Annotated in this window: 10 protein-coding genes; 6 read left to right on the top strand and 4 right to left on the bottom strand. The window is 66.7% G+C overall.

The window, feature by feature from the left end; translation table 11 throughout:
- The 6 genes from atuC to FIV02_RS10020 all read left to right on the top strand — a co-directional run bounded on the left by atuC (position 1) and on the right by FIV02_RS10020 (position 8,923).
- Positions 1-1,617 carry a geranyl-CoA carboxylase subunit beta gene (atuC, locus tag FIV02_RS10045; RefSeq protein WP_152488528.1) on the top strand — a complete coding sequence of 539 codons (1,617 nt, stop codon included), beginning with the start codon at positions 1-3 and terminating at the stop codon, positions 1,615-1,617.
- Between the two features lie 58 nt (positions 1,618-1,675).
- A complete protein-coding gene (gene atuD, locus FIV02_RS10040) occupies positions 1,676-2,836 on the top strand; it encodes a citronellyl-CoA dehydrogenase (RefSeq protein WP_134677828.1) in 1,161 nt (386 codons plus the stop codon).
- 124 nt (positions 2,837-2,960) lie between these two features.
- Positions 2,961-3,758, top strand: a complete 798-nt coding sequence (gene atuE, locus FIV02_RS10035) for an isohexenylglutaconyl-CoA hydratase (RefSeq protein WP_152488527.1) — start codon at positions 2,961-2,963, stop codon at positions 3,756-3,758.
- 170 nt (positions 3,759-3,928) lie between these two features.
- Positions 3,929-5,917, top strand: a complete 1,989-nt coding sequence (atuF, locus tag FIV02_RS10030) for a geranyl-CoA carboxylase subunit apha (RefSeq protein WP_152488526.1) — start codon at positions 3,929-3,931, stop codon at positions 5,915-5,917.
- 101 nt (positions 5,918-6,018) lie between these two features.
- Positions 6,019-6,843: an NAD(P)-dependent oxidoreductase gene (locus tag FIV02_RS10025; RefSeq protein WP_152488525.1), complete on the top strand. Its 825-nt coding sequence runs from the start codon at positions 6,019-6,021 to the stop codon at positions 6,841-6,843.
- Between the two features lie 253 nt (positions 6,844-7,096).
- Positions 7,097-8,923: a long-chain-acyl-CoA synthetase gene (locus FIV02_RS10020; RefSeq protein ID WP_152488524.1), complete on the top strand. Its 1,827-nt coding sequence runs from the start codon at positions 7,097-7,099 to the stop codon at positions 8,921-8,923.
- 36 nt (positions 8,924-8,959) lie between these two features.
- Here the strand turns inward: FIV02_RS10020 and FIV02_RS10015 are convergent, their stop codons facing one another.
- The 4 genes from FIV02_RS10015 to FIV02_RS10000 all read right to left on the bottom strand — a co-directional run bounded on the left by FIV02_RS10015 (position 8,960) and on the right by FIV02_RS10000 (position 12,492).
- Positions 8,960-9,451: a hypothetical protein gene (locus tag FIV02_RS10015; RefSeq protein WP_256663114.1), complete on the bottom strand. Its 492-nt coding sequence runs from the start codon at positions 9,449-9,451 to the stop codon at positions 8,960-8,962.
- Positions 9,452-9,542: 91 nt separating this feature from the next.
- Positions 9,543-10,223, bottom strand: coding sequence for a hypothetical protein (locus FIV02_RS10010; protein WP_152488522.1), 681 nt, complete (start codon positions 10,221-10,223; stop codon positions 9,543-9,545).
- Entirely contained in the window at positions 10,220-10,792 is a 573-nt protein-coding gene (locus FIV02_RS10005; protein ID WP_152488521.1) for an RNA polymerase sigma factor, read from the bottom strand. The genes FIV02_RS10010 and FIV02_RS10005 overlap by 4 nt, the downstream gene beginning before the upstream one ends.
- Positions 10,789-12,492 (bottom strand): VWA domain-containing protein, encoded by a 1,704-nt coding sequence (locus FIV02_RS10000; protein WP_152488520.1) that lies wholly within the window; start codon positions 12,490-12,492, stop codon positions 10,789-10,791. The genes FIV02_RS10005 and FIV02_RS10000 overlap by 4 nt, the downstream gene beginning before the upstream one ends.
- Between the last annotated feature and the right edge of the window lie 47 nt (positions 12,493-12,539).

Genomic DNA, 12,539 nt, shown 5'->3' with positions numbered 1-12,539 from the left:
ATGCCCGTGATCCAATCGGAAATCGACGTAAATGGCGACGCCTTCGCGCAGAACCGCGAGGCCATGCTGGCGGCCATCGCCAGCTTCCGTGACGTGGAACAGAAGGTGCTCGACAAGGCCCAGGAGGCCAAGGCCAAGTTCGACAAGCGCGGCCAGCTGCTGCCCCGCGAGCGCATCAGCCTGCTGCTCGACCTCGGTGCGCCATTCCTCGAACTGGCCTCGCTGGCCGGCTACAAGCTGCACGACGATAAGGACGGCAGCCAGGCCGGTGGCGGGCTGATCGCCGGCATCGGCTACATCGCCGGGGTGCGCTGCCTGGTGATCGCCAACAACAGCGCGATCAAGGGTGGCACCATCTCCCCCACCGGCCTGAAGAAATCCCTGCGCCTGCAGCAGATCGCGGTCGAGAACAAGCTGCCGGTGGTGACCCTGGCCGAGAGTGGTGGCGCCAACCTCAACTACGCCGCCGACATCTTCGTCGAAGGCGCACGCGGCTTCGCCAACCAGGCGCGCATGTCCGCCATGGGCCTGCCGCAGATCACCGTGGTGCACGGTTCCAGCACCGCCGGCGGGGCCTACCAGCCAGGGCTGTCGGACTACGTCGTGGTGGTACGAGGCAAGGCCAAGATGTTCCTCGCCGGCCCGCCACTGCTCAAGGCCGCCACCGGCGAGATCGCCAGCGACGAACAACTCGGCGGCGCCGAGATGCATGCCCAGGTCGCCGGTACCGCCGAGTACCTGGCCGAGAACGACGCCGATGGCGTGCGCCTGGCCCGCGAGATCCTCGCCATGCTGCCGTGGAACCAGCAACTGCCTGCACGCCCGGCGAAAACCTGGCGCGAGCCGCTGTACCCGGCCGAGGAGCTGCTCGGTCTGGTACCAGCCGACGCCAAGAAGCCCTATGACGTGCGCGAAATCATCGCGCGCATCGCCGATGGCTCGGCGTTCCTCGACTTCAAGAACGAATTCGACAGCCAGACCGTCTGCGGCCACCTGCAGATCGAAGGCCAGGCCTGCGGTTTCATCGGCAACAACGGCCCGATCACCCCGCAGGGTGCGGCCAAGGCGGCGCAGTTCATCCAGCTGTGCGAACAGAGCAATACCCCGATCCTGTTCTTCCACAACACCACCGGTTTCATGGTCGGTACCGAGTCGGAACAGCACGGCGTGATCAAGCATGGTTCGAAGATGATCCAGGCGGTGGCCAACGCCACGGTGCCCAAGCTCACCATCGTCGTCGGCGGTTCCTACGGCGCCGGCAACTACGCCATGTGCGGACGTGGCCTCGACCCGCGCTTCATCTTCGCCTGGCCCAACAGCCGCACCGCAGTGATGGGCGGCGCCCAGGCCGGCAAGGTGCTGCGCATCGTCACCGAGGAGAAACACGCCAAGGAAGGCAAGGAGGCCGACCCGAAGATGCTCGACATGCTGGAAAACGTTACCGCACAGAAGCTCGACAGCCAGTCCACCGCGCTGTACGGCACCGCCAGCCTGTGGGACGACGGTCTGATCGACCCGCGCGATACGCGCAAGCTGCTGGGCCTGTTGCTGGATATCTGCGCCGAAGCGAGCCTGCGTCCGTTGAAGACGAGCAGCTTCGGCGTCGCCAGATTCTGAAAAACCCAGGGCGGGTGCCACCCGCCGCAAGCCCCATTCGATACGGAGCACAACAACAATGATCTTCACCCAGGAACACGAAGAACTCCGCCGCACCGTCCGCAACTTCGTCGACAGGGAAATCAATCCGCATGTCGATGAATGGGAGAAGGAAGGTCGCTTCCCCATCCACGACATCTTCAGGAAAGCCGGCGAACTGGGTCTGCTGGGCATCTCCAAGCCGGAGCAGTTCGGCGGCATGGGCCTGGACTACAGCTACTCGATCGTCGCCGCCGAGGAGTTCGGCACCATCCATTGCGGCGGCATTCCCATGTCCATCGGCGTGCAGACCGACATGTGCACGCCCGCCCTGGCCCGCTTCGGCTCCGACGCGTTGCGCGACGAATTCCTGCGCCCGGCCATCAGCGGCGAGATGGTCGGCTGCATCGGGGTTTCCGAAGTCGGTGCCGGCTCCGACGTGGCCGGTCTGAAGACCAGCGCACGCAAGGACGGCGACGACTACGTGATCAACGGCAGCAAGATGTGGATCACCAACTCGCCATCGGCGGACTTCATCTGCCTGCTGGCCAACACCAGCGACGACAAGCCCCACGTCAACAAGTCGTTGATCGTGGTGCCGATGAAGACGCCGGGGATCAGCGTCAGCCCGCACCTAGACAAGCTCGGCATGCGCAGCTCGGAAACCGCCCAGGTGTTCTTCGACAACGTGCGCGTACCGCAGCGCTACCGCATCGGTCACGAAGGCGCAGGGTTCATGATGCAGATGCTGCAGTTCCAGGAGGAACGCCTGTTCGGCGCGGCCAACATGATCAAGGGCCTGGAGCACTGCGTCGACAGCACCATCGACTACTGCAAGCAGCGCCACACCTTCGGCCAACCGCTGATCGACAACCAGGTCATCCACTTCCGCATGGCCGAGCTGCAGACCGAGATCGAAGCCCTGCGTGCCCTGGTCTACCAGGCCACCGAGCAGTACGTGAAGGGGCGTGACGTCACCCGCCTGGCGTCGATGGCCAAGCTCAAGGCCGGTCGCCTGGGCCGCGAGGTATCCGACGCCTGCCTGCAGTACTGGGGCGGCATGGGCTTCATGTGGGACAACCCGGTGTCGCGCGCCTACCGCGACGTGCGCCTGGTCAGCATCGGCGGCGGTGCCGACGAAATCATGCTCGGCATCATCTGCAAGCTGATGGGCATCCTGCCTGGGAAGAAGAAAGTCTGAACGCAGGGTGGATCACGCCTTATCGATCCACCATGGCGGTGGACGTAAGAAGCGACGTCCAGCCTACGCACCGAAACGCCATTGCCGTGCGGCGGGTTCCACCCGCCCTACACCGAGGTATGCGATGAACGACCTGCCCCACTGCGAAACCCTGCTGCTGAACCTCGAGAACGGCGTGCTGCACGTCACCCTGAATCGTCCGGACAGCCGCAACGCCATGAGCCTGGCCATGGTCGGCGAGTTGCGCGCCATCCTGGAAGCCGTGCGCCATGAGCCGGAGGTACGCGCCCTCGTCCTGCGTGGCGCGGACGGCCACTTCTGCGCCGGAGGCGACATCAAGGACATGGCTGGCGCCCGCGCCAGAGGCGGCGACGCCTACCGCGAGCTGAACCGCGCCTTCGGTGCGCTGCTGGAGGAGGCCCAGGCCGCGCCGCAGGTGCTGGTGGCCGTGCTGGAAGGCGCCGTGCTCGGCGGCGGTTTCGGCCTGGCCTGCGTGTCCGACGTGGCCATCGCCGCCAGCGACGCCAGATTCGGCCTGCCTGAGACCACGCTGGGCATCCTGCCGGCGCAGATCGCCCCGTTCGTGGTACACCGCATCGGCCTGACCCAGGCCCGCCGCCTGGCGCTGACGGCCGCCCGTGTGGACGGCGCCGAGGCGCTGCGCCTGGGCCTGGTGCATCACTGCGAGGCCGACGCGGCTGCGCTGCAACAGCGCCTGCAGGACACCCTGGCACAGATCCGCCAGTGCGCGCCGCAGGCCAATGCCCAGACCAAGGCGCTGCTGCTGGCCAGCGAACGCGAGGCGCTCGGCCCACTGCTCGACCGCGCGGCCGAACAGTTCGCCGCCGCCGTCACGGGCGCCGAGGGCGTCGAAGGCACCATGGCCTTCGTGCAGAAACGCAAGCCGAAATGGGCGCAATGATGGCTTGGACGGACTGATACCGCCGTCCTTTCGGAGCAACCGCAGGGTGGCTGTCGCTTTTCACCTCCGCCCGCGCACGTACCACACACGGTGGATCGAGACAGCGCGATCCACCCTACGAACATCGTGGCCCGGATGAAATCCGCGGATCGCCGCACAGGAGCACGAAGATGCCCGCATTCAACAAGATCCTGATCGCCAACCGTGGCGAGATCGCCTGCAGGGTGATGCGCACCGCCCTCGAGCTCGGTTACCGCACCGTTGCGGTCTACTCCGAAGCCGATGCCGACGCCCGCCATGTGCAGCTGGCCGATGAGGCGGTGTGCATTGGCCCCGCCCAGGTGAGCCAGTCCTACCTGCGTATCGATGCCATCATCGAGGCAGCACGCCGGACCGGCGCCGACGCCATCCACCCCGGCTACGGCTTCCTCTCCGAGAACGCCGATTTCGCTCGTGCCTGTACAGATGCCGGCATCGTCTTCATCGGCCCGAGCGTGGAAGCCATCCACCTGATGGGCAGCAAGCGCCTGTCGAAGATCGCCATGCTGGAAGCCGGCGTGCCGTGCATTCCGGGCTACGAAGGTGCCGCCCAGGACGACGATACCCTGGCCAGCGAAGCCGAGCGCATCGGCTATCCGCTGATGATCAAGGCCAGTGCCGGTGGCGGCGGTCGCGGCATGCGCCTGGTGCAGGCATCCGCTGAACTGCTGGCGCAGATTCGCACGGCGCGCTCGGAGGCGCAGAACGCCTTCGGCTCCGGCGAGCTGATCCTCGAACGCGCGGTGATCCGCCCGCGCCACGTCGAGATCCAGGTGTTCGGCGACACTCACGGCAATATCGTCTACCTCGGCGAGCGCGACTGCTCGGTGCAGCGCCGCCACCAGAAAGTGCTAGAGGAAGCGCCCTGCCCGGTGATGACGCCCGAGCTGCGCCGTGCCATGGGTGAAGCTGCGGTGAAGGCGGCGGCCTCGGTCAGCTACGTCGGAGCCGGTACGGTAGAGTTCCTGCTCGATGCCAGCGGCGAGTTCTTCTTCCTGGAAATGAACACCCGGCTGCAGGTGGAGCACCCGGTCACCGAACTGATCAGCGGACAGGACCTGGTGGCCTGGCAGATTCGCACCGCTGCCGGCCAGCCACTGCCGCTGCGCCAGGAGGAAATCCGCCTGCAGGGTCACGCCATCGAAGTGCGCCTGTATGCCGAGGATGCCGCCGCCGGCTTCCTGCCACAAACCGGCCAGGTTCTGCGCTGGGAGCCGGAGCTGCTGCCGGGTGTGCGCATCGACCACGGCCTGCTCGAAGGCCAGGCCGTCACGCCCTTCTACGACCCGATGCTGGCCAAGGTCATCGCCTACGGCGAGACCCGTGACGACGCCCGGCGCAAGCTGGTGCGCGCCGTGGAGCGCTGCGTGCTCCTCGGCGTCAACGGCAACCAGCGTTTTCTCGCCAACCTGCTCGAACACCCGCAGTTCGCTGCCGGCAACGCCACGACGGCGTTCATCGCCGAACACTTCGAGAACGACCCCAGCCTGCAGCCACACAGCGCCAGCCTGGCCGAGCTGGCCATCGCCGCCGCCCTGCTCTACCAGGCTTCAGCAGCCGCGCGCGCACATCAGCCGGGGCTGTCCGGCTGGCGCAACGCAGGCGGTGCGCCCTGGCGCTGCGTGCTCAAGCAGGGCGAGCACAAGCACGCCGTCGAGCTGGAGGTGGTCGCCGGCGGCCCTCAGGCACAACTTCGCGTGAGCCGGGGTGACGAGCAGCTGTGCCTGCGCCTGCTGGCCAGCGACGGACGCTGGCTGACCCTGGAGCTGGACGGCGTGCGCCGCCGCCAGGCTTATCACCACGAAGGCGAGCGCCTGTGGCTGTATGGCGAGCGGGGCAACCTGGAACTGCTGGACGTCACCCACGAACCGGCCGGGGGCCAGAATGCTGCCAGCAGCGGTGCGGTGAAGGCGCCGATGGACGGCGCCATCGTCGACGTCCTGACCAGCGAGGGCGCCAGCGTCAGCAAGGGCCAGCTGCTGCTGGTGCTGGAAGCCATGAAGATGGAGCACCCGCTCAAGGCGGGTGTCGATGGCATCGTCCGGCGGATCGGCGTCAGCCAGGGCGACCAGGTCAAGAGCCGTCAACTGCTGGTGGAAATCGAAGCTTCAGAAACCTGATGCGGGGTGGATGGCACTGCATCCATCCGCCCCGACACCATCCGGGTGGGTGAACGGAACGTCATCCGCCCTACGACAACAACGAGCCCCGGAGCACTCTCATGTCACTTTCTGCCAAGACCCTGTTCATCACCGGCGCCAGCCGTGGTATCGGCCGTGAAATCGCGCTCAAGGCCGCCGCCGAGGGCGCCAATATCGTCATCGCGGCCAAGAGCGCCGAAGCGCATCCCAAGCTGGAGGGCACCATCTTCAGCGTCGCCGCCGAAGTCGAGGCCGCTGGCGGCAAGGCGCTGCCCCTGCAACTGGACGTACGTGACGAACAGGCCGTGGCAGCCGCCATGGCCCGCGCAGCCGAGCATTTCGGCGGCATCGACGCGCTGGTCAACAATGCCGGCGCGATCAAGCTGGTGGGAGTGGAGCGGCTCGAACCCAAGCGCTTCGACCTGATGTACCAGATCAACACCCGCGCCGTGATGGTCTGCAGCCAGGCCGCCCTGCCCTATCTGAAACAGAGCGCCGGCGGGCATATCCTCAACCTGTCGCCGCCACTCAACCTCGACGCCAAGTGGTTCGCCCAGCATGGTCCCTATACCGTCACCAAGTACGGCATGAGCATGCTGACCCTGGGCATGAGCGAGGAATTCAAGAAGTACGGCATCAGCGTCAACTCGCTGTGGCCGAAGACCATGATCGCCACCGCCGCCATCGAGTTCGAGCTGGGCAGCCGCGACGCCTTCAAGCGTGCGCGCACCCCGGCGATCATGGCCGACGCGGCCCGTGCGATCCTGGCGAGCGAGGGCCGCAGCATCAGCGGACGCCTGCTGATCGACGAGGACATCCTGCGCGAACAGGGCCAGAGCGATTTCGAACAGTATCGCTTCGACCCCGCAGGCGGCAGCCTGATACCCGACCTGTTCGTCGACTGAACACTGCGACCCTTCGTAGCCCGGATGCAATCCGGGGGAACCCGAGCACCAATCCCCGGATTGCATCCGGGCTACGACTGCACGCAGGCCCATGGCGGAGCGGACCTGCTCTGCCACCCAGGCGTGCCCTGGAGAGCGACGCCTATTTGCCGATCTGCCCTCGTCCGCATGCGCCAGGGCCATGGCTGCGCCCAGCCGGGCCAACTAGAGTCAGGCCTCGCGTCCCACGACTGACACCCCAAGTGCGAGCCCCATGAGCCAAACCGATCTGATTTCGCCCATTCGCTTCCTGGCCCACCTGCCGCAGCACCTGCCACGCGTGCCGCGCATGCTGCGCGGCCTCTACTACGCCGGCATCCGCAACCGCGAGAAGCCGCTGTCACTGGCCTGGGCGCTGCAACGCGCCGCCCGGCATCACCCCGAACGCCCGGCGCTGATGGACGAGCAACGCCAGATCAACTACCGCGACTTCAATGCCTGGGCCAACCGCCTGGCCTGGGCGTTCAAGCGCGAAGGTGTCAGGCATGGCGACGTGATCGCGGTGATGCTGGAAAACCGCCTGGAGTTGCTGGCGATCCTCGCCGCCCTGAGCAAGCTCGGCGCTGTCGGCGCACTGATCAACACCACCCAGCGCGGCAAGGTCCTGGCGCACAGTTTCAATCTGGTCGAACCCCGCCTCCTGGTGATCGGCGACGAGCTGCTCGGAGCCTTCGAGGAAATCGCCGAGCACCTGCACGACCCGCATGCTCGCCGCTACTGGGTAGCCGATCAGGACTGCCTGGTCGATGCGGGACGGCCGCCGAGCGGCTGGGCCAATCTCATGCAGCTGAGCAGCGGCCAGGCGCAGGACAACCCACCGGACAGCCTGCGCGTCCGCATGAAGGATGCCTGCTTCCTGATCTACACCTCCGGCACCACCGGCCTGCCCAAGGCCTCGATCATGAGCCATGGCAAGTGGATCAAGGCATACGGCGGCTTCGGCCACTCCGGCCTGACCCTCAACGCGCACGATGTGCTCTACCTCACCCTGCCCTGCTACCACAACAACGCCGTCACCGTATGCTGGAGCGCGGCACTGGCCGGCGGTGCCGCCATTGCCCTGCGGCGCCGTTTCTCCGCCAGCGCCTTCTGGAGCGACGTGGCGCGCTACCGGGCCACCTGCTTCGGCTACATCGGCGAGCTGTGCCGCTATCTGCTCAACCAGCCCGTGCACCCGGCGGAGCAGAACAACAGCCTGCGCTGCATGATCGGCAACGGCCTGCGTCCGTCGATCTGGGCCGAGTTCAAGCAGCGCTTCGGCGTCCGGCAGATCACCGAGTTCTATGCTTCCAGCGAAGGCAACATCGGCTTCACCAACGTGTTCAACTTCGACAATACCGTCGGCTACACACCGGCCACCTACGCCATCGTGCGCTACGACCTGGAGAACGACTGCGTCCTGCGCGACGCGAAGGGTTTCCTGCACAAGGCCGACAAGGGTGAGGCGGGCCTGCTGATCAGCGAGATCAGCGCCAAATGGCCCTTCGACGGCTACACCGACCCGGCCAAGAGCGAGTCGGTGATCCTGCGCAATGTGTTCAAGAAGGGCGACGCCTGGTTCAACACCGGCGACCTGATGCGCGATATCGGCTGCAAGCACGCGCAGTTCGTCGACCGCCTCGGCGACACCTTCCGCTGGAAAGGCGAGAACGTCTCCACCACCGAGGTGGAGAACGTGCTCGGCGTCTTCCCCGGCGTGGAAGACGCGGTGGTCTACGGCGTGGAGATTCCCGCCACCAACGGCCGCTGCGGCATGGCTGCACTGCGCCTGACGCCCGGCAGCGATCTCGATGGCGCAGCGCTGGCGAGCTACCTCGACGCGGAGCTGCCGGCCTACGCCGCGCCCCTGTTCATCCGCCTGCTCGGCGAAGTGGAGACCACCGGCACCTTCAAGTACAAGAAAACCGATCTCAAACAGGCCGCTTACGACCCGGCCCGGAGCGACGACCCACTCTACGTGCGCCTGCCCGACACTGCGCACTTCCAGCGCCTGGACAGCGCGCTGCACGCGGCCATCGTGCGCCAGGACTATCGATTCTGATCAGGGTTGCCGGGCGGGTAGCGTCAATCCCGCCGCCTACCGCTTGAACTCGAACTGTACCTCGGCGCCTTCGATCGAATCCCAGTAATCGTCCTCGCGCTCATTGCTGATCAGTCGGCCGCTGATCTGGAATGGGCTCTGCAGCTCGGGCTTCTCGCCGAACAATGGCGGCAGCAGCGGTGCAAGATCCTCGCGAGTTTCGCCTTCCAGGGCCTGCGCGAACAGTTCCTGCGGCACGCTCAGGTCCAGTGCCGGCGTCGCTTCGGAGGTAGCTCGGGGCGCCTTGCCGACCTCGGCCTTGGGTTTCGCGGCAGGCTGCGGCTCGGCACGGGCGGGCGTGGCTTCGACCGCCTCGGCCGCAGGCTGCGCGTCGACAGGCGCTGTGCTGGCCACCTCGACTGCCGGCGCCTCGACGGCAGACTCGACCACCAGCGGAACGGATTCCGGCCGTTGCGCAACCGGGTCTGCTGCACGCTCGCAGGCGCTCAGCAAACCCAGGCACAACAGCAACAGAACGGACTTACGCATCATGGGACAACGGCAACTCGGTGAATGAGACAACCATGCTCCTCCGACCGGGCATGGCTGGCAAGCCGACTTACATGACCTTTACCTGACATCAGTCTTGCGGCGGTTGCGTGGCCAGATGCGTCAGTTCGGCCTCGATATCCAGCTGCGGGTAGTCGGCCTGCAACTGGTCGTACAGCTGCTGGGCCTTGCCCTTCTCCCCCGCTCGACGCAGCTCGAGCAGGCGCAGCAAGGCCTCGCGCGGCTCGCTCTGAACGACCAGCTCGGCCAGCGGTTCGCTTGCAGCGGTGCTGGCCATGGGGGCATCGGCCAACGCCGCCGGGGCGACCGGGGCGGCCTGGCGTACCATGGCCTCGCTCTTCATGCGCTCTCGCGGCTCGGCCATACGCGCCACCGACTCGTTCTCCGCCGCGCGCTTGGCCGCCATCTGCGCCGGCGGCGCCGGGCTCATGGCCACGCTCGGCGGCACGCTGTCGAAGGCCTCCGGCGTCTGCTCCAGCGTGCGCCAGGTCAGGCTGACGCCGATGCCCAGGCAGGCCACACCGGCCAGTGCTACCGACCAGCGCTGCCGACCGCTGCCGAACAGCCACTGGTGCAGGCGCGGCCCCCATCCGGCCTCGGCCGCAGCCGCGCCCTTGGCGTCGCGCGCGGCCGCGCTGGCCGCCATCAGGATGCGTGCATCCAGCTCGGCCGAGGGCTCGCCACTGCCGTGGGCACGGAAGTGCGCCAGCAGCGCCTGTTCGTGCTCCAGAGGTTCTCGTTCATCTGTCATGCGGACAACTCCTCGGTGGCCAGCAGCCGGCGCAACTTCTGCAGGGCGTAGCGCAGACGGCTCTTGACCGTCTCGGCCGGCGTGCGGGTCAACTCGGCAATCTCGTTCAGTTCCAGGTCGCCATGGGCGCGCAGCAGGAACACTTCGCGCTGCTCCTCCGGCAAGTCGGCCAGCGCCGCCTGCAGCCGCTCGCTGTCACACGTCAGCCCCCAGTGCTGCTCCGGCCCCGGCTGCGGGTCGACCTGGGCATGCTGGCCCTCATCGTAGGGCTCGTGTCCGGTCTGCTGCCGGCCGCTCTTGCGCCAGTGGTCGATCAGGCGATTACGCGCGATCTGATACAGCCAGGTCTTGAACAGCACGGCCTCGCGCTGCTCGCTCTGGCTGCGCACCAGGCTCATCCAGGTTTCCTGGAACACTTCCTCGGCCAGGGCATGGTCGCCGCACAGTCCGAGCAGGAAGCGAAACAGGCCTAGCCGATGGCGCTGGTACAACGCGTTGAAGGCCGCGGCATCGCCGCGGCGGTAACGCCGCAACAAGGCGGCGTCGTCATCCGTGAGAGGTGCGTTCACTGCAGGGCTCGTGTCTGGGTCGAGCCGGAAGTTTGCAGGCTCTGGGCGATTTCGGCCAGCTGAATGAACTCGCCACGCAGGCCAAAGCGATCCTCGCCCTTGGCCGAGCGCGCCAGTTCGATACTGCGCGCCAGGTCGAAGTCCCCGGTGTAGCGACCACCCTTGAGCTGCTGGGCGAACGCCGCCACCGCCGCAGCAAAGCGCAGGTCTTCGCTGGCAGTGGCGATCGGCTGCGCCTGCGTGCGCACGATGGGACGCTCCAGCAAGCGGCTCGTCGACGTGCCAGGAGCCTTGTAGCGGATGCGCAACCAGGCCAGCTCACCCGCCCTGCTCTCCGGTTGCGTGCGCGGCTGGTAGCGCAACGGCTCCAACCAGCCCTTGGCACCGGCCGGAACGATCTCGTACAGCGCGGTGACGCTGTGCCCGGCGCCGATCTCGCCCGCGTCAACCTTGTCGTTGCTGAAGTCCTCGCGCTTGAGCGCACGGTTCTCGTAACCCAGCAGGCGATACTCGCTGACCTGCGCCGGGTTGAACTCCAGCTGCAGCTTCACGTCGCCAGCTACCGTCACCAGCGTGGAACCCAGCTGGTCGACCAGCACCTTGCGTGCTTCACGCAGGTTGTCGATATAGGCGTAATTGCCGTTGCCGGCATCCGCCAGTTGCTCCATCAGGCGCTCGTTGTAGTTGTCCACGCCAAAGCCCAGGGTCGTCAGGGACACCCCGGTCTTGCGCTTGTCCGCAGCCAGTTGCTTGAGGCTGTCGAAGTCACTGATGCCGACGTTGAAGTCACCATCGGTGGCCAGCAGGATGCGGTTGATGCCGTCCTTCATCAGGTGTTTCTGCGCCTGCTGGTAGGCCAGATGAATCCCCGACTCCCCCGCCGTCGAGCCGCCGGCCGTCAGCTGCTCGATGGCGCCACGAATAGCCGCCTTGTCGCTGCCCGGCGTGGAGTCCAGCACCACCTGGCTGGCACCGGCATAGGTCACCAGCGACACGCGGTCTTGCGGGCGCAGCTGGTCGACCAGCAACTTCAGGGTGCCCTGCACCATCGGCAGGCCCTCCCGGCGGTGCATCGAGCCGGAGACATCGACGAGGAACACCAGGTTGGCCGGCGGCATCTCCTCGACGCGGCGATCAGACGCCTTGATGGCAATACGCAGCAGGCGCGTCTCCGGGTTCCAGGGTGTCACCGCCAGTTCGGTGCTGACGCCGAACGGCGCATCGCCCTGGGGCAACGGGTAGGCATAGGGGAAATAGTTGACCAGCTCCTCCAGGCGCACCGCATCCTGCGGCGGCAACTGCCCGCCGTTGAGGAAGCGTCGCACGTTGGCATAGCTGCCGGTGTCGACATCGATGCTGAAGGTGGACACCGGCGTCTCGCTGACGGCGAAGACCGGGTTGTCGGCGTAGGCCTGGTACTGCTCGCGCGACTCGTCGCGATAGCCTGGCGGCAGGACATCGGCGAGAGGTGCAGGCGCATGGGCGAGCTGCGCCATGCGCTTCTGGCTCGGCTCGGCGAGCATCTCCAGCGCGGCTGCCGGCTTGGCCGCGCGCTCACGCAGGACCGGTGCGGCTTCGGCTTTGCTGGCCTGCGCCTCGGGCTCCGGCCCGGAAGCACTGCACGCTGCCAATGCCAGCAAGGCACCAGCCGAGAACCCTACAGCAAGCGGGCGAACGAACGACGAACGATGGGGGAACATGTGGCACCTCCTGGGCAATGGCACGAGACCTTCGCTCAGGTAGACGC

This window comes from Pseudomonas sp. THAF187a (assembly GCF_009363395.1).
Taxonomy (GTDB): Bacteria; Pseudomonadota; Gammaproteobacteria; order Pseudomonadales; family Pseudomonadaceae; genus Aquipseudomonas; species Aquipseudomonas khazarica.
This window is presented reverse-complemented; position numbering and strand designations above follow the sequence as displayed.